Source organism: Neobacillus sp. B24 (assembly GCF_055381825.1).
On sequence record NZ_AP035777.1, the window covers coordinates 4,169,459 to 4,193,167 of the forward strand.

At 43.0% G+C, this 23,709-nt stretch carries 24 protein-coding genes, 1 pseudogene and 1 other annotated feature (1 of these 26 running past the window's edge); of the genes and pseudogenes, 3 read left to right on the forward strand and 22 right to left on the reverse strand.

Translation table 11 applies throughout. The features are described from left to right. Positions 1–80 precede the first annotated feature (80 nt). From ACZ43M_RS20750 to ACZ43M_RS20765, 4 genes are all read right to left on the reverse strand, one after another. Positions 81–593: an adenine phosphoribosyltransferase gene (locus tag ACZ43M_RS20750; RefSeq protein ID WP_464504409.1), complete on the reverse strand. Its 513-nt coding sequence runs from the start codon at positions 591–593 to the stop codon at positions 81–83. After that, the gene (gene recJ / locus ACZ43M_RS20755) at positions 584–2,947 is read right to left on the reverse strand and encodes a single-stranded-DNA-specific exonuclease RecJ (RefSeq protein WP_464504410.1); all 2,364 of its coding nucleotides are present in this window, start codon (positions 2,945–2,947) and stop codon (positions 584–586) included. Before recJ ends, ACZ43M_RS20750 begins: the two co-directional genes overlap by 10 nt. Positions 2,948–3,068: 121 nt before the next feature. Next, on the reverse strand, positions 3,069–5,333 hold the full coding sequence (gene secDF / locus ACZ43M_RS20760; protein WP_464504411.1) for a protein translocase subunit SecDF: 2,265 nt from the start codon (positions 5,331–5,333) through the stop codon (positions 3,069–3,071). Between the two features lie 231 nt (positions 5,334–5,564). Next, a complete protein-coding gene (locus tag ACZ43M_RS20765) occupies positions 5,565–5,861 on the reverse strand; it encodes a post-transcriptional regulator (protein WP_464504412.1) in 297 nt (98 codons plus the stop codon). A gap of 137 nt (positions 5,862–5,998) precedes the next feature. Between ACZ43M_RS20765 and spoVB the strand changes: the two genes are divergently transcribed. After that, a complete protein-coding gene (gene spoVB / locus ACZ43M_RS20770) occupies positions 5,999–7,546 on the forward strand; it encodes a stage V sporulation protein B (RefSeq protein WP_464504413.1) in 1,548 nt (515 codons plus the stop codon). 25 nt (positions 7,547–7,571) lie between these two features. On the opposite strand, the gene ACZ43M_RS20775 is transcribed toward spoVB, so the two are convergent. Continuing rightward, positions 7,572–8,231 carry a DUF421 domain-containing protein gene (locus ACZ43M_RS20775; protein WP_464504414.1) on the reverse strand — a complete coding sequence of 220 codons (660 nt, stop codon included), beginning with the start codon at positions 8,229–8,231 and terminating at the stop codon, positions 7,572–7,574. Positions 8,232–8,475: 244 nt separating this feature from the next. Here ACZ43M_RS20775 and ACZ43M_RS20780 point away from each other — a divergent pair, with 244 nt between their 5' ends. Then, positions 8,476–8,835, forward strand: coding sequence for a TIGR04086 family membrane protein (locus ACZ43M_RS20780; protein ID WP_464508080.1), 360 nt, complete (start codon positions 8,476–8,478; stop codon positions 8,833–8,835). Positions 8,836–8,882: 47 nt separating this feature from the next. Here the strand turns inward: ACZ43M_RS20780 and yajC are convergent, their stop codons facing one another. The 10 genes and pseudogenes from yajC to safA form a co-directional block, all read right to left on the reverse strand. Continuing rightward, positions 8,883–9,161, reverse strand: coding sequence for a preprotein translocase subunit YajC (gene yajC, locus ACZ43M_RS20785; RefSeq protein ID WP_464504415.1), 279 nt, complete (start codon positions 9,159–9,161; stop codon positions 8,883–8,885). A gap of 29 nt (positions 9,162–9,190) precedes the next feature. Next, positions 9,191–10,330: a tRNA guanosine(34) transglycosylase Tgt gene (tgt, locus tag ACZ43M_RS20790; RefSeq protein WP_464504416.1), complete on the reverse strand. Its 1,140-nt coding sequence runs from the start codon at positions 10,328–10,330 to the stop codon at positions 9,191–9,193. 27 nt (positions 10,331–10,357) lie between these two features. After that, positions 10,358–11,386, reverse strand: a complete 1,029-nt coding sequence (gene queA / locus ACZ43M_RS20795) for a tRNA preQ1(34) S-adenosylmethionine ribosyltransferase-isomerase QueA (protein WP_464504417.1) — start codon at positions 11,384–11,386, stop codon at positions 10,358–10,360. Between the two features lie 20 nt (positions 11,387–11,406). Then, on the reverse strand, positions 11,407–11,616 hold the full coding sequence (locus ACZ43M_RS20800; protein ID WP_464504418.1) for a DUF2905 domain-containing protein: 210 nt from the start codon (positions 11,614–11,616) through the stop codon (positions 11,407–11,409). Further along, positions 11,613–12,614 carry a Holliday junction branch migration DNA helicase RuvB gene (gene ruvB, locus ACZ43M_RS20805; protein ID WP_464504419.1) on the reverse strand — a complete coding sequence of 334 codons (1,002 nt, stop codon included), beginning with the start codon at positions 12,612–12,614 and terminating at the stop codon, positions 11,613–11,615. Before ruvB ends, ACZ43M_RS20800 begins: the two co-directional genes overlap by 4 nt. 11 nt (positions 12,615–12,625) lie before the next feature. Further along, a complete protein-coding gene (ruvA, locus tag ACZ43M_RS20810) occupies positions 12,626–13,237 on the reverse strand; it encodes a Holliday junction branch migration protein RuvA (RefSeq protein ID WP_464504420.1) in 612 nt (203 codons plus the stop codon). Between the two features lie 282 nt (positions 13,238–13,519). Next, positions 13,520–14,038, reverse strand: a complete 519-nt coding sequence (locus ACZ43M_RS20815) for a BofC C-terminal domain-containing protein (RefSeq protein WP_464504421.1) — start codon at positions 14,036–14,038, stop codon at positions 13,520–13,522. A 125-nt stretch (positions 14,039–14,163) separates the two neighbouring features. Next, positions 14,164–14,853: a YhcN/YlaJ family sporulation lipoprotein gene (locus ACZ43M_RS20820; RefSeq protein WP_464504422.1), complete on the reverse strand. Its 690-nt coding sequence runs from the start codon at positions 14,851–14,853 to the stop codon at positions 14,164–14,166. A gap of 95 nt (positions 14,854–14,948) precedes the next feature. Next, positions 14,949–15,947, reverse strand: coding sequence for a phosphotransferase (locus tag ACZ43M_RS20825; protein ID WP_464508081.1), 999 nt, complete (start codon positions 15,945–15,947; stop codon positions 14,949–14,951). 1,581 nt (positions 15,948–17,528) lie between these two features. Continuing rightward, a pseudogene (gene safA / locus ACZ43M_RS20830) lies at positions 17,529–17,676 on the reverse strand (SafA/ExsA family spore coat assembly protein); the annotation flags it as partial. Positions 17,677–17,880: 204 nt separating this feature from the next. Between safA and ACZ43M_RS20835 the strand changes: the two are divergent. Then, positions 17,881–18,417 carry a 3H domain-containing protein gene (locus tag ACZ43M_RS20835; protein WP_464504423.1) on the forward strand — a complete coding sequence of 179 codons (537 nt, stop codon included), beginning with the start codon at positions 17,881–17,883 and terminating at the stop codon, positions 18,415–18,417. Positions 18,418–19,170: 753 nt separating this feature from the next. Here ACZ43M_RS20835 and pheA read toward each other — a convergent pair. The 7 genes from pheA to rplU form a co-directional block, all read right to left on the reverse strand. After that, positions 19,171–20,025 carry a prephenate dehydratase gene (gene pheA / locus ACZ43M_RS20840; protein ID WP_464504424.1) on the reverse strand — a complete coding sequence of 285 codons (855 nt, stop codon included), beginning with the start codon at positions 20,023–20,025 and terminating at the stop codon, positions 19,171–19,173. 122 nt (positions 20,026–20,147) lie between these two features. Further along, the gene (locus tag ACZ43M_RS20845; RefSeq protein WP_464504425.1) at positions 20,148–20,597 is read right to left on the reverse strand and encodes an ACT domain-containing protein; all 450 of its coding nucleotides are present in this window, start codon (positions 20,595–20,597) and stop codon (positions 20,148–20,150) included. 28 nt (positions 20,598–20,625) lie between these two features. Then, a complete protein-coding gene (obgE, locus tag ACZ43M_RS20850; protein WP_464504426.1) occupies positions 20,626–21,915 on the reverse strand; it encodes a GTPase ObgE in 1,290 nt (429 codons plus the stop codon). A 42-nt stretch (positions 21,916–21,957) separates the two neighbouring features. After that, positions 21,958–22,488 carry a Spo0B C-terminal domain-containing protein gene (locus ACZ43M_RS20855; protein WP_464504427.1) on the reverse strand — a complete coding sequence of 177 codons (531 nt, stop codon included), beginning with the start codon at positions 22,486–22,488 and terminating at the stop codon, positions 21,958–21,960. A 194-nt stretch (positions 22,489–22,682) separates the two neighbouring features. Next, positions 22,683–22,976, reverse strand: coding sequence for a 50S ribosomal protein L27 (gene rpmA, locus ACZ43M_RS20860; RefSeq protein ID WP_464504428.1), 294 nt, complete (start codon positions 22,974–22,976; stop codon positions 22,683–22,685). Beyond that, the gene (locus ACZ43M_RS20865) at positions 22,977–23,318 is read right to left on the reverse strand and encodes a ribosomal-processing cysteine protease Prp (RefSeq protein ID WP_464504429.1); all 342 of its coding nucleotides are present in this window, start codon (positions 23,316–23,318) and stop codon (positions 22,977–22,979) included. It abuts the gene before it with no gap. Between the two features lie 15 nt (positions 23,319–23,333). Next, on the reverse strand, positions 23,334–23,642 hold the full coding sequence (rplU, locus tag ACZ43M_RS20870) for a 50S ribosomal protein L21 (RefSeq protein ID WP_464504430.1): 309 nt from the start codon (positions 23,640–23,642) through the stop codon (positions 23,334–23,336). Between the two features lie 13 nt (positions 23,643–23,655). After that, positions 23,656–23,709 (reverse strand) — a sequence feature (ribosomal protein L21 leader region); it runs 27 nt beyond the window's last position.

The following is a 23,709-nucleotide window of genomic DNA, read 5'->3' on the forward strand; positions in this document are numbered from 1 at the left end:
TCGATTTTTCAAGGGAATACACCTTTTTTAAAACTATATAAAGAGAGCACTCCTGTTTCCGAGTGCCCCTAAAAAACTTATTAATAGTGCATTAATGTTAAAATATCGTATCCTTCAAGCTTTTTGCGGCCTTCCAAATAAGATAGCTCCACTAGGAAGGCAATCCCAGCAACAACGCCGCCGAGCTCTTCTACCAATTTAATTGTAGCATTAATGGTACCGCCAGTCGCTAATAAGTCATCGGTAATTAACACACGCTGACCCGGCTTAATGGCATCCTTATGAATCGTAAGTACATCACTTCCATATTCCAGACCATAGCTAACTTTAATTGTTTCGCGTGGAAGCTTCCCTTCCTTGCGCACCGGGGCAAAACCTATTCCGAGCGCGTAAGAAACCGGACAGCCAATAATAAACCCGCGTGCCTCAGGGCCGACAATTATATCAATGTTTTTATCTTTTGCGTATTCGACAATCTGGTCTGTTGCATATTTATAGGCTTCGCCATCATTCATTAATGGTGTAATATCCTTGAAAACAATACCTTGCTTAGGATAATCGGGAACAATTGCCACAAACTGTTTTAAATCCATTCTTTAATAGCCTCCTCAATTTCAACGGACTCTTCAATCAACGTATCAAACCAGGATTTCAATTGTTGGAACGAGGAGAACAGTAAATCCTTTTCCAGTTCATATTGTTCCTGTTTTAATTGATAGGTTCTTGAGTCTGTTAAATCGCGCTTTTGCGCCGACCTGTTTAATGTAATAAATCCATTGTTTATTGTAACAAAATCCAGTTCATAAAACACCTTCGACATAAAATTAATTGTTTCCTGTGACCAGCCTCTCGCTTTTGCAATATCTGATCCATACCGTTTTAAATCAACTGGGCCCTTTTTTAACAGAAAAGCATAGTACCATTTAAAATGATCCCGGGTTGGCACAGTGCTAAAGAAATCGCTTGATTCCTTGTAAAAATAGGCATAAATTCTTGCCGGGTGTTTTCCTTTTAATAACTGTATTAACATATCTTTTGATGGCGGGAAATCGGCAAGAACAAGATTGGCTTGCTCACCTTTGAAGCTGGCAGCCTCTTCGGTGGACCTAATCAGGATTGCCTCTTCCTTAACCATCGGGCTGACTTTTTCATAGTGTTCAACATTAAACAGAATGACCTTCCTGTTTTCCGCTGGAACAGAATCCATAATGGCACTAAGCCGCTTTTGGCCGCGATAATCAAACAACTGCCAGTTGGAAACAGCGATGTCGTGAACAAAAATTTGCGGTTTACGTATATTGTTCCATTCATTAACGGATAATTCTCCAATTAATGAAATTTTTGAAGCAGGAGAAATCTCATCCACTAGTCCGCCTAATCCGAAGCCTACTCCATCCAAGTTCGAACCATTTTCATTTAGTAAAATCTTCAGATGGTTTTGGTCACTGCCAATTTTTTTAATACCGGCAATCTCTACATTGTTGATTACCACCTTTGGCTTGGAATTGTTCATTCCAAAAGGGGCAAGCAAATTCATTTCCTCTAATGAAGCTAGATTAATATCATTTAGATGAACTTCCTCATCAAGATAGGTAACCGGAATAAAATCTTCCTCTGTTAAACTCTCAGAGGCAAGCCTATTCAATCGTTCTCTTAAATCGGCAACATCGTCTATTCTTAACGTCATCCCCGCGGCCCCAGGATGCCCGCCAAAATGAGGCAAGATATCACGGCAGGCAGATAAATTGTGGAACAAATCAAACCCAGGAATGCTGCGGGCGGATCCCTTGGCAAGTCCCTTTTCAGAATCATAGCTAAGAACAATTGTTGGACGATAATATTTTTCTACAAGGCGGGAAGCAACGATTCCAATGACACCGGCATTCCAGCCTTCCCTGCCAATGACGAGCACTTTGTTGGAAGACTCACTGTAGTTTGCTTCAACTTCAGTAATTGCTTCCTCTGTAATACTATTGACAATTGATTGACGCAATTTGTTAAGCTCGTCCATTTCCTGTGCCAATTCTTCTGCGTGGATTGGATCGTCAGTAAGAAGAAGCCTGACAGCCATCTCCGCGTCTTCCAGACGGCCGACTGCATTGATTCTTGGTGCCAGAGTAAACCCAACAGTCTCCTCATTAACTGTCATCGCATCTACACCAGCTACCTTTAAAATAGCCTTTAATCCGATGTTACTCGTTGATTTCAATCTTTCAAGTCCCTTTTTGGCAATCGACCGGTTCTCACCAGTTAAGGAGACCAAGTCAGCTATGGTACCGATGACGGCAATCTCCAATAAATGCTCAGGAAGCTCCCCATATAGGGCATGAGCCAATTTAAAGGCAACTCCCACCCCTGCCAAATCGCGAAACGGATATTGGCTACCAGGGAGCTTAGGATGAATGATAGCTAGCGCCTCAGGCAATACAGGCCCTGGCTCATGGTGGTCGGTGATAATAAGGTCGACTCCGAGCTCTTTGGCCACTGCCGCTTCATGTACTGCCGAAATTCCTGTATCTACCGTAATAATCAGTTTGACCCCTGCCTCCACTGCTCTTCGAAAGGCGGTTTCATTTGGACCATAACCTTCTGTAAACCGATTGGGAATATAAAACTTTACATTTGCCCCGAGGTCAAGCAGGGTTTTCATCATTACTGTGGTGCTGCTGACACCATCGGCATCATAATCTCCGAATATAAGGATTTGTTCTTTATTATTAATTGCTTCACGTATTCGTTTTACTGCAAGATCCATTCCTTCTAATAAAAAAGGGTCGTGGAAATCGTCTTTGGCAAATAAAAAATACCGTGCAGACTCAACGGTATCAAAGCCACGATTGACAAGCAGCGATGCAACAAAGGGTGTTATTTTTAATTCGTTTTCCAGTTCTTTCGCCAATTGCTGGTCTGATTTACGAACAATCCATCTAGTTTTTGACTTTAACATGCAAGTTTCAACCCCTTTTAGACTTTCTTATTATACAGGAGTGGTAATGGGCTTTCAATGATGGATATTTTGTCAAAAAAATAAAAACCGCAGGTAGTGTCTGCGGTTTTTATACAAGTGACTAAACTTGTGGTTGGTCGGAATATTTTCGTTTTTCTTTGACGGTTTTGATGACACCTTTTTTCTTTAATTCGCGAGTCTTGAACACGTACCATAAAGGGCCGGCAACACAAATCGAGGAATACACACCTGTGATTAAGCCAACCAACATGGCAATAGAGAAATTTTGAATTGATTCACTGCCGAAGAATATTAAGGCAATGACGGTAACAAGAACAGTAAATACTGTATTAACAGAACGTGATAATGTTTGTCTGATACTTACATTCAAGACTTCAGCAATATCTGCATTTGTTTTAAGGCGCCGCTTCTTCTGCATATTTTCACGCATCCGGTCAAAGGTAACAATCGTGTCATTAATCGAATAACCAACAATAGTTAGGACGGCAGCGATAAACGTTAAATCGACCTCAAGCCGAGTGATGCTGAAAAAGGCAACCATAAAGAATGCATCATGCAGTAATGAGGCAATTGCCGAAATCGCCATCGCCCACTCAAACCGAATGGTGACATAAAGCACAATACCGATTGAAGCAATAATTAAGGCAATAACAGCGTTTTTAGCAATCTCTTTCCCTACAGTTGGTGACACAGTGCTTACATTCGGTTCTGCACCAAATTCCTTCTTGAAATCCGCCTTCAATTTGGCAATTTCATCCTTTGACAGGACATCCTTAAGTCGTGCCGAAGCAATTTCCTTGTTATCACCTGAAATTACGATGTCATCTGGTTTAATGTTATGGTCATTTAAAGCCTGCTCCACTACTTGGGTAGTTAAAGGCTTATCAGATAACACTTCTATCCTTGTACCTTTTGTAAAATCAATCGATAGATTCAAACGGAAGATTAGCAGAAGAACTAATCCGAGCCCCAATAAAACGCCGGAAATGATAAAGAACCATTTTCTCGGTTTGACAAAATCAAGCTTGTCCCAACGGGTTGGAAGGTCAAGTGTGTCAAAGTTCTCATTAATATCATGAATGGCTGATTTCTTTACAGCAAACCAGCCTGGCTTTTTATTTAAGAAGCCGCTGTGGACCCATAGTCCAAGTAATAGTCTTGATAAGAATACGGCAGTTAAAAAGCTTAGCGCGATACTCACCAATAACATGGTCGCAAACCCTTTGACTGAGCTTGTACCATAGAAGAACAGAACTCCAGCTGCTAAAATGGTTGTCAAGTTCGCATCAAGGATGGAAGAAAATGAGTTTTTGCTTCCGGCTTGGAAGGCTGACTTTATCGATTTTCCAACCTTTATTTCCTCACGAATCCGTTCGTAAGTGATAATGTTGGCATCGACGGCCATACCGACCCCTAGGATGAGGGCGGCGATACCCGGCAGTGTGAGCACACCATTCATCCAGTCAAAAATAAGAAGCACTAGGTAAATATAAATGGATAGTGTCACTGTCGCGATAAAACCTGGGAAACGGTAATAAAGCAGCATAAAAAGATATATGATGGCAATGCCAATAAGACCCGCTAAAATCGTTTCATTTAAAGCCTGTTCACCAAATGAAGCCCCAACAGAAGTTGAATAAACCTCTTTCAGCTTAACAGGGAGAGCACCAGCGTTTAATAGCGAAGCCAAAGTTTGCGCTTCTTCTGCAGTAAAGCTTCCGACAATGGAAACCGAATCTTGGTTAAATACTTGGTTAACACTTGGTGCCGATAAATATTTAGGTTTTTCCTTCGCTATTTCGGATTTAAAGGAGTCTTTACCTTCTTCAAAGTCCATCCAAATAACCAGCACATTATTTGGTCTCATATTAACAATTTCTTGGGTGACCTTACGGAACTTGTCCGCACTCTTTAACGCCAGCGAAACGCTTGGCGCCCCGTTTTCATCAAAGGTCTGCTTTGCTCCACCTTCCTTCAAATCGGTACCGTCCATCATCAGTTTATCATTGGCATCGCGGAAGGTAAGGTTCGCTTGTGTGGATAAGATTTCCCGTGCTTCGTTTTGGTCTTCAACCCCAGCCAATTGAACACGAATCCGATTTTTTCCTTCAATCTGGATATTTGGTTCACTTACACCGAGGACGTTGATCCGTTTATCGAGTGCCTTGGCGGTACTGGCCATCACATCACTGTCAATTTTCTGACCCTTTTTCGCAGGCTGCACCTCGTAAAGAACCTCAAAGCCCCCCTGCAAGTCCAAACCCAGCTTAATGTTCTTTAAAATTCCATTTGTTGTTACTCCCATTGTGCTTCCTAGTAATATTAGGATTAACAGGAAGGCGACAATTCGACTGCGTTTTACCATTATGTATTGTTCCTCCTTAGCGCGCGTGCCAAAGGCACTTTTACAAAAAGCTGCAAAAAAATAAAAAAGTCACTGCTACCATTATGGAATAACTCATAAAGAGTGTCAATTTACAATAAATGAAAACTTGCCGACTGGCTAGTCCGTGAGGACGACGACAGAGGCATAGTTGAATTTATGCGTTAAACATAAAATTTGGAAAATTTTATGTTTATTAGCAAAAATGAAAAATCATTTCAATAACTCTTTCCACTCATTTTCATCTTCAAATGAGAATTCAGCTGTCTTATAGGCTTCTATTGTCGCAAAGCTGAGATAATCGCTAACTTTCACCGAGAAGATATCCTGGATGATTTCAAAAAGCTTCATTTCCTCTTTTACTTTTCGCCACTTTTTCTTCAGTAAAAAATCCCAAAAATCTTGTTCCGTAACCGAATCATATCCAAGCAGACGGAATTCTTCCAATTTACTGGCGATTGCCGGTTGAACCTGTGTCCGAAATTCATCAATCCTTAGGCTATCTTCCATGCCAACTTCCCCCTCGGAGAAACTCTCCCAAAATAATAAAACTCAAAAACTAGAGACAACCTGTCATGCTTTGTCCACCATGATGCATATAGTTAATTGTATATGATTACACCTATTTTGAGAAGGTGGGAAGTGGAATGTCTAAGTTTTTAAAAGGGACTTTCATCCTATTAGTTGCCGGTTTCATTACGAGAGTCCTTGGTTTCATTTATCGAATTGTCCTCGCGCGAAGCATTGGCGAAGAAGGCGTTGGTTTATATATGATGGCATACCCAACCTTTATTCTCTTAGTTACCATTGTGCAGCTCGGACTCCCAGTCGCTATATCGAAAAATATTGCCGAGGCTGAGGCGAAAAAAGACTATGGGGAAATAAAGAAGATCCTTGTTGTTTCCCTTGCGACAACGATTACCTTATCACTTATTCTTACACCGGCATTAATTCTGTTGGCCCCCCTTCTATCAACAACGCTTTTTACTGATGAAAGAACATTCTATCCGTTAATGGCGATTATTCCAGCCGTTCCAATCATCGCTGTTTCTTCCGTGTTAAGAGGGTACTTTCAAGGGAGACAAAACATGCGGCCATCGGCATTTTCGCAGATTTTGGAGCAGCTAGTGAGGATTACCTTAATCGCATCCGCTACAAAAGCCTTTCTTCCATATGGGGTAGAATACGCAGCAGCTGCAGCAATGGTCGCCTCCGTTATTGGCGAACTGATTTCACTCATTTACCTGCTGACAGCATTTAAATTGAAAAAACGCTTTAAACTGCGAAAAAATTTCTTTCAATTTGTGCAAAAAGGGAAAAAGACGTTCAATGATTTAATGAGTATAGCATTGCCGACAATGGGCAGTAGAATGATTGGCTCGGTTGCCTGGTTTTTTGAGCCGATTGTTGTGGCCCACAGCCTGGCATTGGCCGGAGTATTGGCAATGGATGCAACAAAGCAATATGGTGCTTTAACCGGTTATGCGATGCCGCTGTTAATGCTCCCGTCCTTTATCACCTTTTCGCTGGCTACTTCATTAGTTCCTGCAATCAGTGAAGCAAATTCAATGAGAAACAATAAATTAATCGAATACAGGCTGCAGCAGGCGTTGCGCTGGACATTTTTAACAGGCGGACTGGCGGTTATCGTCTTATATGTACTCGCTGACCCGCTCATGGAACTAATGTACGGTTCCAACAAAGGCTCGTATTTCATTCAGCTTATGGCACCATTCTTCTTGTTATATTACTACCAAGGTCCGCTCCAAGCCGTTCTGCAAGCATTAAATTTGGCGAGAGCCGCGATGATTAATAGCCTGATTGGGGCGGTTGTTAAAACAGCCGTTATCTTCTTACTGGCATCCCAGCCTACATTCGGCATTACCGGTGCTGCGCTCGGGATTATCGTCGGTTTTGTCTTAGTGACGATTCTGCATTTTGCCACAGTATTGAAAAAAGTAGCTATTTCCTTATATATTCGTGATTATGTAAAAGGCTTTGTCGCCATGGGAGCATCAGGGTGGTTTGGTTTTTGGGTGTATGGAAATATTTTTATAACCGAGCATTTGGCATTGCGAACAATATCTTCCCTTACCGGTATGGGCATTTCCTATTTAGTATTATTGCTGATATTTGGTCTGATTAAACGGGAAGAACTGCAGCGCATCCCTTGGATTGGCAGTCTGTTTGCATAAAAAGACACGCATGAAAGCGTGTCTTTTATTCTTCATCCATTATGTCGATAAAGAACTTCCCATTTTCATAGCTGCAAAACGAGATCTTTTTTATGTCCCGATAGCCCCTTTTCTTTAGTTCCTGGCGCAGCCAAAGGTTTGTTTTGTTGATTCTTCGTAAATTTCCCTCATCAATTGTCCCGTCCATAATCAACGGAATCGTAATGTCCCCTGATTTTCCTTCGTTTCCCGCTTTTTGTTTTTCAATTACGGATAAGCTTCCTGAGGACTCCAAAATGGCAAATTCGACATCAGCGATACTACGGATATCTTTTTCCCGCAATTGGGTCAACAAGTCATCAAAATTATATCGCTGCTTTCGCATCGCTTCTTCATCGACTTTCCCTCTGTTAATAATGATGCTCGGCTTACCATCTACGAAATCACGAAATCTTTTGCTTTTTAAAGACAGAAGTGCCATTACGATTTGCACAATCATTAAGATAACCATTGGCAGGATTGCGTGGAAAATTCGGACGTTTGGCCGTTCAATAGCAACCACAGCCAATTCACCAATCATAATAAAGACAACCAGATCGAGTACACTTAATTCGCCAATCTCCCGTTTGCCCATCACTCGAAAAATAAAATGGATTAGTATATATAAAAAGACAGTTCGCAATATGATTTCAAGAATATCACCCACAGCTGGCTCGCTCCCTTTTCATATTCAATTATATATTATCTACAACCCACGATATTTCATGAAGGGAATTTTCTTCCAAATATCTTTTGCTAAAGTTATAAATTTTAATTCTACTTTAGGACGGCCTTGAATACGCTTGTACTAAGAAAGAATCTGTTTTCCGAGGTGCAGACACTTTTGTCAAGCCGATCGGGAGCGGAAGGGGGAGAGAAAAATCGAATCAAGAAGCTTTGGTACTGCAATACTGTATGGATTAATTTTCATCTTTGGCTTTGCAGTGGTCTGCAGCCTGATTTTTTCCTTTATTCTAAGGTTTACATCTACCCAAGAGTCGACGCTTCAATATATTGTCACAGCCTTATCTTTTATTGGGCTATTTGGGGGCGGATTTCTATCCGGTGGCAAGAGAAAGGAAAAAGGATGGCTGATTGGCGGGTTAACCGGCCTCGTATACTCGTTGATTGTCTTTTTATTTCAATACCTAGGCTACGACCGCCTATTTGATGCTGAACAAATGATCTATCATACCTGCTATACGTTGATTGCCATGATGGGTGGTATTTTAGGGGTTAACATTGCAAATAACAATACCAGATCAGCATAATAGAAAAGGAAGCCTATTATTAAACAGGCTTCCTTTTCATTACCTAATTAAACTTCGGCTGTTTTGGCAGATTCTGTTACTTCACGAATCGCCGAACGGTCGTATGTAAGACGGCTGCCGTCTCCACACTTGATCACGACTTTTTCTTCGTCGATGGAGTCAATAAAACCATGCAAGCCGCCGATCGTGACGACTTTGTCACCCTTTTTTAGATCGGTTTGCATTTGCCGAACCGCCTTTTGGCGTTTCTGCTGGGGACGAATCAATAAGAAATAAAACAATACAAACATTAATATTAATGGAATGAGTGTACTTGCTCCTTGCACCTTGTTTCCCTCCTTTCAAAAATCATCTATCAGAAATTCTTCGCATTTGGCTTATTAAAACCATATTGCTCAAAAAATTCTTCGCGGAAATCTCCAAGCCTGTCTTCCATAATGGCTTGTCTGACTTTCTCCATTAATCTTAACAGAAAATAGAGATTATGGTAAGATGTTAATCTTATTCCAAACGTTTCATTACAGCGAATTAGGTGACGAATATAGGCTCTGCTATAATTTCGGCATGTGTAGCAATCACATTCAGGGTCAAGCGGACCAAAATCTCTGGCATATTGTGCATTTTTTACAACCAGACGGCCTTGACTCGTCATTAAGGTACCGTTTCTGGCAATCCTTGTCGGCAAGACGCAGTCAAACATATCAATACCGCGGATGGCCCCGTCAATTAATGAGTCAGGTGATCCTACCCCCATTAAATAGCGAGGTTTATTCGACGGCAACAGCGGTGTTGTGAATTCAAGCACCCGGTTCATGATGTCCTTTGGTTCCCCAACCGATAAACCGCCAACGGCATAGCCAGGAAAATCAAGCGAAACGAGGTCGCTTGCACTTTGTTTGCGCAGTTCCTCATACTCGCCTCCCTGAACGATTCCAAACAAGCCCTGGTCTTCCGGTCTTTGATGGGCCTTCAAGCAGCGTTCCGCCCATCGTGAAGTCCGCTCCACCGATTTTTTCATATATTCAAATGAGGCCGGGTATGGAGGACATTCATCGAAGGCCATCATAATATCGGAGCCAAGGGCATTTTGAATTTCCATTGCCTTTTCAGGTGATAAAAATAATTTTTCCCCGCTGAGATGGTTGCGGAAATGAACTCCCTCTTCCTCAATTTTCCGGAATTCACTTAAACTGAACACCTGAAACCCGCCGGAGTCAGTCAAAATCGCCCGGTCCCAGTTCATAAATTTATGAAGTCCGCCTGCTTCCTTAACGATTTCATGACCGGGACGGAGCCATAAATGGTAGGTATTGCTTAGAATAATCCCTGCTCCCATTTCCTTCAGGTCTTCGGGGGACATTGTTTTCACAGTCGCCAAAGTGCCGACTGGCATAAACGCTGGAGTATCAAATGACCCATGTGGGGTGTGGACACGGCCAAGCCTTGCCCCGGTTTGTTTACATGTTTTTATTAATTCATAGCGAATTGCAGTCAAAATTTTTTCTCCTTCCATCTGTTTATCCTAGACGATAAACATCGCATCGCCAAAGCTGAAAAAGCGGTACCGTTCCTCAACAGCAGTGTTGTAGGCATGTAAAATATGTTCCCGTCCGGCCAATGCACTGACCAGCATGATTAGAGTCGACTTTGGCAAGTGGAAATTAGTAATCATTCCATCAATGGCTTTGAATTCATAGCCGGGATATATAAAAATACTTGTCCAGCCGCTGCCTTCAACAAATTGGCCATTATTAGCAGAAGCAATCGTCTCTAGAGTCCGGGTTGAAGTTGTTCCCACTGTAATAATTCTGCCGCCGCTCTCTCTCACTTCGTTCAGCAGCTTTGCCGTTCCTTCTGTTACCATATAAAACTCGGAATGCATATCATGGCCTTCAACATCATCGACATTAACTGGTCTGAATGTTCCTAAACCGACATGCAGGGTAATGAAGGTGACATGAACACCTTTTGCTTTAATCTCTTGAAGCAGTTCTTCCGTAAAATGAAGGCCTGCTGTTGGGGCTGCCGCTGAACCAGGTTCGCGGGCATAGACCGTCTGGTAGCGGTCCCTGTCCTCAAGCTGTTCTTTTATATAGGGCGGCAAAGGCATTTCCCCAAGCTGATCGAGGACTTCATAGAATATTCCCTCATATGTAAAATCTAACAATCTGCCGCCATGCTCGGAAGTTCCAGTACAAACCGCCTTCAGGATACCATCGCCAAATTCAATCTCCGTACCTTCTTTAACGCGTTTGGCGGGCTTTACGAGTGTCTCCCATTTGTCGCCTTCCGTCTGCTTTAGAAGGAGCACCTCTACTTTGGCGCCCGTATCCTTTTTCACACCAAAAAGGCGTGCAGGAAGTACCTTGGTATCATTTAAAACAAGGCAGTCCCCTTCACGCAAATATTGTGTAATATTTTTAAAAACTTCATGTTTTATATCGCCTGTTTTTTTATCCAAGACCATTAATCTGCTGTCGGTTCTTGTTTTTAGCGGAACCTGAGCAATCAATTCTTCAGGCAAACGAAAATCAAACAAATCTACTTTCACAAAAAACACACCTTACTCTATTATTTCAGCTTTGAACCAATAACATAAAATATCAATGACAAAATGATGCTTACCACAATGGAAGTGACAAGCGGGAAATAAAAAGTAGTATTTCCTTTTTTAACGACAATATCCCCAGGAAGCTTGCCGAGATGTAAAAACGGCATTAATAATCCAATTAGAAAGATCACACCACCGATTATCATCAGCGCTTTGGATAGACCTGTCACGGCGCTGGCACCTCCATGCCAAAATGATGATAAACTTTTGGTGTCACGATCCTCCCGCGCGGCGTTCGCTGCAGAAATCCAATTTGAAGAAGATATGGTTCATAGACATCTTCAATCGTTTCCGCTTCTTCACCTATTGATGCTGCAATAGTATCAAGGCCAACCGGTCCACCGCGGAATTTTTCGATGATTCCTTTTAACAGCTTGTGGTCGATATGATCAAGACCAAGTCTGTCAACCTGAAGCAGTTCCAGTGCCTCTTTTGCGAGCGTAAGATCAATCACCCCATTGCCCTTCACCTGAGCAAAATCCCGGACCCTCCTAAGCAGGCGGTTGGCAATCCTAGGGGTCCCCCGGGCACGTCTGGCAATTTCCGCTGCCGACTGGTCATCAATTTCTGTTTCAAACAGTTCAGAGGTTCGTTTAACGATACTTGTCAATTCATCCTCTTTATAATACTCGAGCCGGCCCAAAACTCCAAATCGATCGCGGAGCGGTGCTGATAAAGCTCCCGCCCTTGTGGTTGCCCCAACCAACGTAAACGGTGGCAAATCTAGACGGACCGATCTTGCAGTCGGCCCTTTGCCTATCACGATATCAAGGCAAAAGTCCTCCATGGCCGGGTACAATACTTCTTCAATCGATTTTGGCAAGCGATGGATTTCATCAATAAATAACACATCGCCGGGCTCTAGTGCCGTAAGAATAGCGGCAAGGTCACCAGGCCGCTCAATCGCCGGCCCCGATGTTGTCCGAATGTTAACACCCATTTCATTGGCAATGATAACAGCAAGTGTCGTTTTCCCCAAACCAGGGGGTCCGTATAGGAGAACGTGGTCCAATGTTTCATCGCGGAGTTTGGCCGCTTTAATAAAAACATCCAAATTTCCTTTAACCTGCTCCTGACCGATATATTGCCTTAGCGTTTGCGGTCTGAGACTTTGTTCAAACCCGATTTCACTCTCGTTTACTTCACTGGAAATAATCCGGTCTTCCATCGCTCATCACCCTATTTCAAAAGCCGCTGGAGGGCCTTTTTAATATATTGGTCTGTTGACAGCTGTTCTTTACTCAATTCCGGTGAAATCTTTTTAATCTCTTTATCAGAGTAGCCCAATGCCTTAAGAGCCAGAATCGCTTCTTCAAGAGACTCGTTATCGGCCTTATTATGGATGGGCAGCTTGTCGGCATTAAATAAATTAGGGAAATAATCAGGGACAACTGCCTCAAGTTTGCCCTTTAAGTCAAGAATCATCTGCCTTGCGGTTTTCTTGCCGACACCAGGGAATTTGACTAGGAACGCTTCGTCCTCATTTTCAATCGCAGTAACAACCTGCCCAACCTCTCCGGATGCAAGTATAGCCAGTGCTCCCTTTGGCCCGATACCCGAGACATTTAAGAGCTTTGTAAATAGCATTTTTTCCTGTCGTGATTGGAAGCCATATAATGCCATGATATCTTCTCGTACATAGTGGTATGTATAAACAGTAACCAGCGTTTCCATTTTGCTCGAATAAACAAATGGATTTGGCGTCGCAATTTGATAGCCAATCCCGTTGTTCTCCAGCACAATATATTCCGGTCCGACAAATTCTACGGTACCTTTAATAAATTCGTACAATCCCATTCTCTCCCAAGTGATCCAGCTAAGGATTTCTCTAGTGGTGCGTTGTCGCACCGTATTTCATTCTAACATACATTTCACATTGAAATGAAGAATTGTTGATCCATAAGTTGATTCGCAAATAAAGTCGTGTAAATCACAAATAAAGTGGGCAAATTCGCAAATAAAAATGAGGAACCGCAAATAAAAGCTTTAAATGCGCAAATAAACTAGATACAGTTGTTCAAAATAAAAAAAATCAGCCTGATTCCAGTAAAAACAGTCTGATTTTATTTCTCATTATTCTCTTTTTACCGAATAAGGCTGAAAGGTTTGCAAAACCTCTACATAACGGTCCTTTGTTTTAATCGGGATCCCTTGCAGCAGTTCCTGCTGGGCTTTACTTTCTAGCTTTTTAACATCTATTTGAAAAAATGATTGGATAATCCGCGAGCGGTCAGGCCGTCCGTTAAAGATGGTCAAGACGCCATCCTCCGTCAGACCGAAATACCCGTTTGCTTTTAACAAAGGAGAAATATCGTCCATCTGTTTTTTAAAGACAAACGTAGATTCTTCGCTGCTGATGAGCTGCCATTGGTCATATTTGGCCCAAAAGTTCTCCATTGACCAGCATGTCTCATGAACAACCTCCTGGCTGATTTCGCCGTCAAGATAATTTCGTTCCAAAATTACTGTCATGTGCAGCGGTTCTGGATCCTGCTGGGGTGCGGCTTTTATTGGAGTTCCCCAAATGGTCTCACTTGCTAAAATGGCAAGAAAAACGGGTACAGCGATGATGGCTTTTCTATTGAACCTCATGCTACTCACCTCTTCCTCGGAAGAATTGAACAAGCTTTACACTACTAGTTTAGCCTTATTTTCCCTTTTTATCCTTGTTGGAAAAATGGCAAAAGGACAAAGCGGAATCACTTTGTCCTTCCTACTTAATTTGGCTCTGGCTGGCGGACCTCATTATTGATGTTGCGGTCCCGCCCAAGAGCACCTTCATCGGTAATGACTTTAACGGAACGTCCATTCGCAAGCGGTCTCACTGCATTTTTAATTGCTCGTTTCGTTTCCGCTGCCTTGTCTTGGTCGTATAATTTTACAGACACCCTGACAATATTACCATAGGAAACGGAACGTATGCTCCGGACATTATCAATGTCTCGCACTCTGTGTCTAATTTGATCAGTTATTCTCTCTTGTGTACCAGGGTCGGTAACAGAACCCTGATTTGTATTGCCAATGTCCTTATTTAAGTGGCCGTGATAATTCACATCGCTAGTACTGAAGCGGTTATCCCGCTGGAACCAATTACGGTCTGTCTTTGCCAGTGGCGTGGTAGGATTTTTCGGATGACCATTTTCATCTTTTTCCTGAAGCATTTTTCTTCTATTTTCATTGTCAAGACGGCCCTCATCGCCAAGATTATGGTCCATCATTTCAGTTATCCCGCCATCATTATCTCGCAGAAAACCGTTGTTAGTAGCTCGGTGATTTTCATTTGAGTAATATCCAAGTGGATTGTTATTGGAATTGTTGGCAGTTGAGGTGTCCTTGTCGTTAGCACACCCCGAGACCCCAGCCAACATCAGAACTGATAAAGGAATCATCCACCGTTTCTTGTTCAAGCGAAAAACCCCCTCGCATTAACTTGAGCATTTCTACATGCTCATCATTAGGTTGTGATTTAGGGGGAAATTCATTCTAATGGAAACCTACATGATTATTCCAATGTTTCCTTTAATGTTTCAACAAACTTTTTCCTGCTGGAAAATTGGCCAATGGACAAATCCATGACTGCTTTTAGTTTTTTAGGGTCTTGAACCTTATTTTCCCTAATAATACGGTTCCACTCACGATAAATATCGGCAGGATAGGCTAAGGCACTTAAAAAAATGTGATCGTTAAGATATTTTTTCAACTGGGAATGGCTGAAAAGCTGCCCCTTGGACCATTCCAAATATGGAAGAATCCGGTTTGCATATTGCAAATAATCATAGGCCGGAGGACCAATATTAATCAAGTCAAAATCAATCAAAAATAATTTACCCGAATTATTACGCATGAAGTTATGATGGGCCACATCCCCGTGGAGAATTACTTTTGGCTCAGCGTCAAACCTTAGCTTGCCATCAATTTTGGATAATGACCATTGTCCCCAGGAAATGATTTCTGATAGATAAGGTTCCGCGATATAGTACCGTAAAATCGGAAGATTATTGATGAATTGCTGAAGCCTGCCAACCCATTTCCCATTAATGTCACCTTGTGGAAGCAACGTTCGGTATCTTGATTCAAAAGCACTGGTGGCAGAATGGAACTGTTCCAGCAGGTCTAAACCATCTTGGCGGTTTTTTTGTGAATGAAAAGAAAAAGCTGTTTTATTTGGAGGAATATATTCGATGCAGCCAAAATAAGTTCCTTCAAAAAACAACTGTGAATGTAGCGATGGAGTGATGTACTTGTAGGTTTTCAAAAACCCCTCTTTACGAAGCGTATCAGTAAATGCCTCCTGGAGTTTAAGTTTTTGATTTTTCCTGTATCCCTTAATAATCATCGATTCCGACTTTGTTTTTATAAAAAATACATTACCTCGTAGCGGCTGAAATTTAATGATTTCTTCCTTAAACTGTGATTGGAAATAAGAGAAGAGACGATCAAAGTATGAATCGTCTCTCATATTGTTAGTATTAGCTGCTCTCATCGGAATCCCCAAATGCATCGGTTCCAATTGGCCCCATCCCATACGGATTCAAAAACGGCGGCTGGGCCACATTTGGATCGGCACTAAAAGGTGCACTGTAAATTGGCGGTGTTGGTGGCACAAAGTTTATTGGCTGAGGCGCTGGAGCCTGTGATGGTGCGCCACACCCACAATCTTCTAGAGCACCAGTTCCAACTGGCAAGCTTTGCGGTTGAGTAACACCAGCCGGCATCATCATTGGTGTTTCAGCTTCTACAGTCGGGAATGCAGTTGGTGCTCCCGCCATTTGCGGATAGCCGTAAGGCGTTGCTCCATAAGGTGCTCCCGTTCCATAAGGATTTCCCATTTGAGGATTTGCAGTACCAGGGACGTTCTGCATAGATTGGCCGAAATCCGATCCCATCGGATATGTCCCTTGCATTGGCATTCCCGCTGGCATTGTTCCTACATTCGCCGGACCTTGAGTAAATCCTGGCATTTGTCCATAGTTCATTGGCATTTGTCCATAACCTGTTGGGTATTGGGAATAGGCATCTGGCATTTGACCATAGCCGGCTGGAAGTTGACCGTAAGCCTCTGGCATCTGGCCTTGGAATCCTGATGGCATTTGGCCTGCAAATCCTGCTGGCTGGCCTGTTGGGAATTGGCTGTAGCCTGCTGGATATTGCCCGGCTGGCATTTGCTCATAACCTGTTGGAACACCATACGCTCCTGGCATCTGACCATAAGCCCCTGGCGTCTGACCTGCAGAATATTGCTCAAACCCTGCCTGCATTGGTGCGGTTCCCATAGGCATCTGCCCATATGCTCCTGGCATTTGTCCGAATCCAGATGAGTCCATTTGCATTGGCTGCTGGAAGCCTGGCTGATACGAAGCCCCCATTACACCACCTGGATTTCCAGTCCCCATTAACGGCATTTGCGGCATGAATGATGAAGATTCATCGCCATAATAGTGTGGCATATACCCTGGCCCAGTCATTGGCGGTACACCTGTGGCTGCTCCTGCTACCATGCTTGGGTCAAATCCTTGCGGCACTCCTGGCATCATCCCTGTCCCCATTGGTGCTCCTTGTTGATATGGCATGGCAGGCATGACTGGGAAGCCGCCATATGGAGGACAGAACCCAGGGCCTGGCATAACCGGCGTAACCGGAACACAATAATCCTGTGCCGGCATTACCACTGGTGCTGGGGCTGGGGCTGGAACTGGAGCTGGAACAGGGTTTGCCTTCATTGGGGTTTCTTTTATTGGCATCTCTTTAATTGGCATTTCTTTGATTGGGACTTCTTTGATTGGAACCTCTTTGATTGGGACTTCTTTCTTTGGAATTTCTTTTGCAGGAAGTATCGGCATTTTGGGTTGTTCCTTCACTTCCATTTTTTGCATATTTGTAATGTAGTAATTATTGATATCAATTTCCGGAGCTACTTGTAATGGCATTTTTGGAGTGTAAGGAACTTTAGGTACTTCTTTTACTGGCATTTCTTTTACTGGCATCTCTTTAATTGGGACTTCTTTAATCGGCATCTCTTTAATTGGCGCTTCTTTTTTTACTCCAAGATTGACAGGCCCTTCTTTTTTAACGGATCCTCCAGAAGTCGGAACCTTTATTTTCATACCGGGCATTATCATATCAGGGTTGCTGAGCTGTGTATTCATCTTTTTCAGCTCTTCAAAATTCACGCCGTACTTCTTGGCGATCTTCCAAAGAGTATCCCCTTTCTGTACGATATGGATCTTCACTCTGATTTCCCTCCTATGCATAAGTCCATATAGTGTATGTGTAAATAGGCAAAGTGCTATCATTCTTCACAAAAACTTATGCTAATTTTTCAAAAATTATGTTTGTACCACTATTAGAGCTTACAGAACGGGTAGCCCCTGAATTTAATTTTGGCAGGCAGTATGTTAAAATTGGTAATCATGCATATCGTAAGGGGCGTTTTTATGGAACAAAAAAAGATTCTTGGGGAAGAGCGGAGACAGTTTATTTTACAATTATTAAAATCAGCCTCTGCTCCTATTACCGGCAGTGAATTGGCAGAGAAAACAAACGTAAGCCGGCAGGTTATCGTTGGCGACATTACCCTTCTCAAGGCAAAAAATGAACCTATTATTGCGACCAGTCAAGGATATATTTATTTAAGGCAAGGGGGCTCTGCCCAAGTAATACAACGTACCATTGCTTGCCGTCATATGCCAGAGGATACAGAAAAGGAATTAATTATCTTTGTAGACCATGGGGTAACGGTGAAGGATGTTCGGATTGAACATGCCGTTTATGGAGACCTTACCGCTTCAATCATGGTTTCTAACAGGCAGGAAGTAAAAGCGTTTATGGAAAAAATCCGGAATACAAAAGCGTCATTTTTATCGGAATTAACGGGTGGAATTCATCTACATACTGTTTCAGCTGGTAGTGAGGAAGCTCTAAATAAAGCGGAAGCTGCGCTTAAGGCGGAAGGATATTTGGTGGATTCATAAAGGGGAACCCAAGGTGATGGGTTCCTTTCTAATTGTTCAATCTTAAAGCTTTGTAGCTATGGAAGCCCAAATGAACTTCTATAGTGACCGGGGGCTCCTGTTTTTCGCTCGGGCGGGCATTATCAACCACTCATAGTGACCGAGCGCTCCTGTTTTTTAATCGGACAGGCATTATCAACCACTCATAGTGACCGAGGGCTCCTGTTTTTCGCTCGGGCGGGCATTATGAAGCGCTCATAGTGATCGGGGGCTTCTGTTTTTCGCTCGGACGGGCATTATAAACCGCTCATAGTAACCGAGCGCTATTGTTTTTTACTCGGACGGGCATTATGAACCAATCATAGTGACCGGAGGCTCCTGTTTTTCGCTTGGACGGGCATTATGAACCGCTCATAGTGACCGAGGGCTCCTATTTTTCGCTCTGTCGGGCATTATGAACCGCTCATAGTGACCAGGGGCTCCTGTTTTTTAATTGGACAGGCATTATCAACCACTCATAGTGACCGGAGGCTCCTGTTTTTCGCTTGGACGGGTATTATGAACCGCTCATAGTGACCGGGGGCTCCTGTTTTTCGCTCGGACGGGCATTATGAACCGCTCATAGTGACCGGGGGCTCCTGTTTTTCGCTTGGACGGGCATTATGAACCGCTCATAGTGACCGAGGGCTCCTGTTTTTCGCTCGTACGGGCATTATGAATGCCTCTCATACAGACCAAGTTCTTGGGCGGACTGCCAATATCAACTTATTTATATTAATTTAATTCAAGCATAATCTTCGGATAGCTCCCAAGTACCTTAACGCCGCAGCCCAATGCCTCCATTTCGGCAATCGCACCTGGAATCAAGACTTCATCGAGCTGCATTTCTATATCAATGACGAAAAAGTAGTTTCCGATTCCTGTTTTCATCGGCCGAGACTCGATTTTAGAGAGATTCAATTTTCTCCATGAGAATGCCGACAGCACCTGATGAAGGGCACCGGCTTGATCCGAAGGCAAGGTTATCATCAACGTTGTTTTATAATGATTAGCCCCGATAAACTCCTGTAAATGTTCCTGCTTTTTTGTCAACACAACAAAACGGGTGTGGTTATAATCGAAGTCATGAATATTCCTTTTTACAATCATCAGTCCATACTCTTCGGCCGCCAATTCATTGGCAATCGCAGCAATGTTGGTTTCCGGCATTTCCTGCACCATCTTTGCTGCTGCAGCTGTCGATGACTTGCTTTCTGAAGGCACTCCTCTAAATTGCTTATGTAAAAATCGATGGCACTGGGCAATGGCGTGAGAATGACTATAAATTCTGGTCACGTTCTGCCAATTCTCGGCATTTGCGGGATGAACCATGAAATGTTGTTTGATCGGCAGGGTAATTTCGCCCACAATCGGAATATCGACTTCCTGGGTTAAATAATCTAATGTGATGTTTACCGAACCCTCCAAAGCATTTTCGAGTGGAACAACCGCTAAATCTATTTCTTGATTGACAACGGCATCCATGCATTCGGGAATCGTCTGAAAGGGCTGATGATCAGCCTTTGTAAAAACCTTTTTTACCGCAAGTTCTGTAAATGTCGCTTTTGGACCTAAATATCCTACTTTCAAAATTCCTCTTCTCCCTTTCGAAAAATTTCATTTTTCAGACTTCAAGGCGTATGATAAAGCCACCATGAGTTCATTATCTAATAATTTAGTCCTCATGAGCTTTCATGAGGACAAAAGGTCAATTATGCACCTGTTCCCAGAACTTCGACCTTCTCAACAAATTCAAGCTTTCTCAGTTCTGAGAGCAGGTCATTGATATCATGGGTCATTCCCGCAGTGTTCAATGAAAGGGTTACATTTGCCCGGCCTTGAAGCGGGATTGTCTGGTGAATCGTTAATACGTTACACCCGGATCCCGCAACCACAGCCAATAATTTTGACAATGTTCCGGAACGGTCCTCCAGATGGAAAAACAATGAGATAATCCGTTCTTTTGAAACACTGGAAAAGGCAAATACGGTATCTCTGTATTTATAAAAGGCACTTCGGCTTAAATCGACCTTTTGCACTGCATCCCCAATCGATTCAGCCTTGCCTCTTTCAAGTAAGTCCTTAGCTTCAATCGTTTTCTTCATTGCCTCCGACAAAACATCTTCGCGAACCAAATAAAATTTCTTATCAAAATTATCCATGCCCAATCTCTCCCTCTTGGGACCCCTCTTATTCAATAAACTCGAATTCAAACTCCAATAACTTCACAATGTCTCCATCTTTAGCCCCGCGTGCCCGCAGTGCGTCATCGACACCAAATCCGCGCAGTTGACGAGAGAAACGACGGACTGATTCTTCTCTTGAGAAATCGGTCATCTTAAACAGCCTTTCAATCTTTTCACCGGAAACGACGAACGAGCCATCCGGTTCTCTAGTAATGATAAAGGCATCAGGGTCAGCCTCGTGCTTATAAAGAACCCTGTTAACCCCAAGTTCTTCCTCTTCATGCTGCAGTGGGAATTCCGGCGTTTCCTCAATCTTATCGGCAACAGCAAATAACAGCTCCCGCAAGCCTTGACGAGTAATGGCAGAAATCGGAAAAATCGGATAATCTTCTTGTAGCTGCTCTTTAAACTTTTGTAGATTTTCTTCTGCTTCCGGCATGTCCATTTTGTTGGCGACGATAATTTGCGGACGCTCGGTCAAGCGCAAATTATATTCCTTTAACTCGCGATTAATGGTCAAGTAATCCTCATAAGGATCACGGCCCTCCATCGCAGCCATATCAATCACGTGAACAATAACCCTTGTCCGTTCAATATGACGTAAAAATTGGTGTCCCAATCCGACACCGGAATGGGCGCCTTCAATCAAACCCGGAAGGTCGGCCATGACAAAGCTTCGGCCATCGTCAGTTTCAACCATTCCCAAGTTAGGGACAATTGTAGTGAAGTGATATTCAGCAATCTTCGGCTTGGCGGAAGAAACAACTGACAATAGGGTTGATTTCCCGACGCTTGGGAATCCAACCAGACCCACGTCTGCCAACAGCTTTAATTCCAAAATAACATCACGTTCTTGGCCCGGTTCACCGTTTTCGGCAATTTCCGGTGCCGGATTTGCTGGTGTGGCAAATCGGGTGTTCCCACGTCCGCCGCGCCCGCCTTTGGCAATAATAGCCCGCTGGCCGTGCTCTACCAAATCGGCAATAACCTCATTCGTCTCCGCATCCATAACAACTGTTCCAGGGGGCACTTTGACAATCATATCCTTTGAACCACGGCCATGCTGTCCCTTGGACATCCCATGTTCTCCACGAGGTGCCTTGAAATGACGCTGGTAACGGAAATCCATCAATGTGCGCAGACCTTCTTCCACTTCAAAAACAACGTCTGCTCCCCGGCCGCCATCACCGCCTGCAGGACCACCCTTTGGTACATATTTTTCACGGCGGAACGCGACCATCCCATTGCCGCCGTCGCCACCTTTAACATAAATTTTAACTTGATCGACAAACATCTTTATCCTCCAGTCGGATATAAAATATTTTTACAACCGTAGCTAAATCACCGGCATGAACACTTCCACGGAAAATTCGCTATCGGATAATTCCTTGACTTCTACCTGAATAGTTGATGTCGTAAGGAATTTTTCTATCAGTTTGTTATTTATTATTATCCCGCGAAAATCAAAAAAGAAACGAATTCCATTTGTCTGCGGTTCAATTGTAATTGATAAATTGTTTTCCTGAAATGCCTCAATGGCTTCATTTAGGCAGGTGAAAAAGGACTTCGTCCAATCTGTCAGACTTTCGTCATTTATTTTTATGTACACCGAATCCTGAAAAACCTCATATTCCAGCCGAAAAGAGTAGTTTTCCCAATTTGTTTTTAACAAAAGCGCCGCAAACTTCGGCAATGATAAATTGGACAGTTTTGTCTCATGCTGTGTCTCAATTATGATCTCATGAATGACCGCTTTCGCACGATCAATTCGGTTTAAATCTAAGTTGCCCTTGATAAGTTGCAGCTTGTTCAACCAATCATGGCGAGAATGCCGAAGCACCTCAATAATATTCCATTCTTTCTCCATACCGTACTCTCCCAATTCATTATCGGAAAACTGTTTTGCTGATAGTATATCAAAAAAACAACCGTGAGTAAGCATTTTTATGTTTTACAAGGGGGAAAATGAAGAAAATTGCCTTGAGGAGAAGAGTGGAGAGTTTTTCCTTCAAAGGTTAAAAAGAAAACCCTAACCGTTCCGGTTAGAGTTTTCGCATAACTTTAAGCTTCTTGAGCTTCAGGATATACACTTACTCTCTTGCGGTCACGACCTACGCGCTCAAATTTAACAACGCCGTCGATTTTAGCAAAAAGAGTATCGTCACCACCACGGCCAACGTTTTCACCTGGATAAATCTTTGTACCGCGTTGACGGTAAAGGATTGATCCGCCAGTTACGAATTGACCGTCTGCACGCTTAGCGCCAAGGCGCTTTGAGATAGAGTCACGTCCGTTCTTAGTAGAACCTACTCCCTTTTTAGATGCAAACAACTGAAGATCTAATTTTAATAACATTTAGTCCACCTCCCGCTTTTTGAAGGTTATTTTTATGTGCGACCCGTATTCTTCTTCAATCGTTTGTAATGAAATAATCATACCCTCAAGAAGAAGTTGTACTTTCTCATTAATGTCATCGGAAAGTTTTTCCGGAAGGACACAGCGGAGAAAGCCTTCACCTTGTTCAATCAATGGCGTCACACCTGTTAAGGCATGCACAGCATTGATGGCACCGACGGATACAGCGGATGCGCCTGCACAGACGATATCCTTGCCCCGGTCAGCAAAAAAAGCATGACCACTAATCATAAACGAATGAATGGAATCGGACTCCGTACGATTAATCGTAATGTTAATCATCTATGAGTCAACACCTTACGCGTTGATTTTTTCGATGACAACTTTAGTGTAAGGTTGACGATGACCTTGCTTCTTACGGTTGTTTTTCTTCGCTTTGTACTTGAAAACGATGATTTTCTTTTGACGGCCTTGCTTTTCAACTTTCGCTGTAACAGTAGCGCCTGCAACAACAGGGCTTCCTACCTTAACAGTTTCACCGCCAACGAAAAGAACCTTGTCAAAAGTAACTGTTTCACCAGCTTCAGCATCTAATTTTTCAATGTAGATAGCTTGGCCTTCTTCGACTTTAAGTTGCTTACCGCCAGTTTCGATAATTGCGTACATGAACTGCACCTCCTTATTAACTCAGACTCGCCATCCACAGGCGTTTATGCCAAGCATAAATCTTATT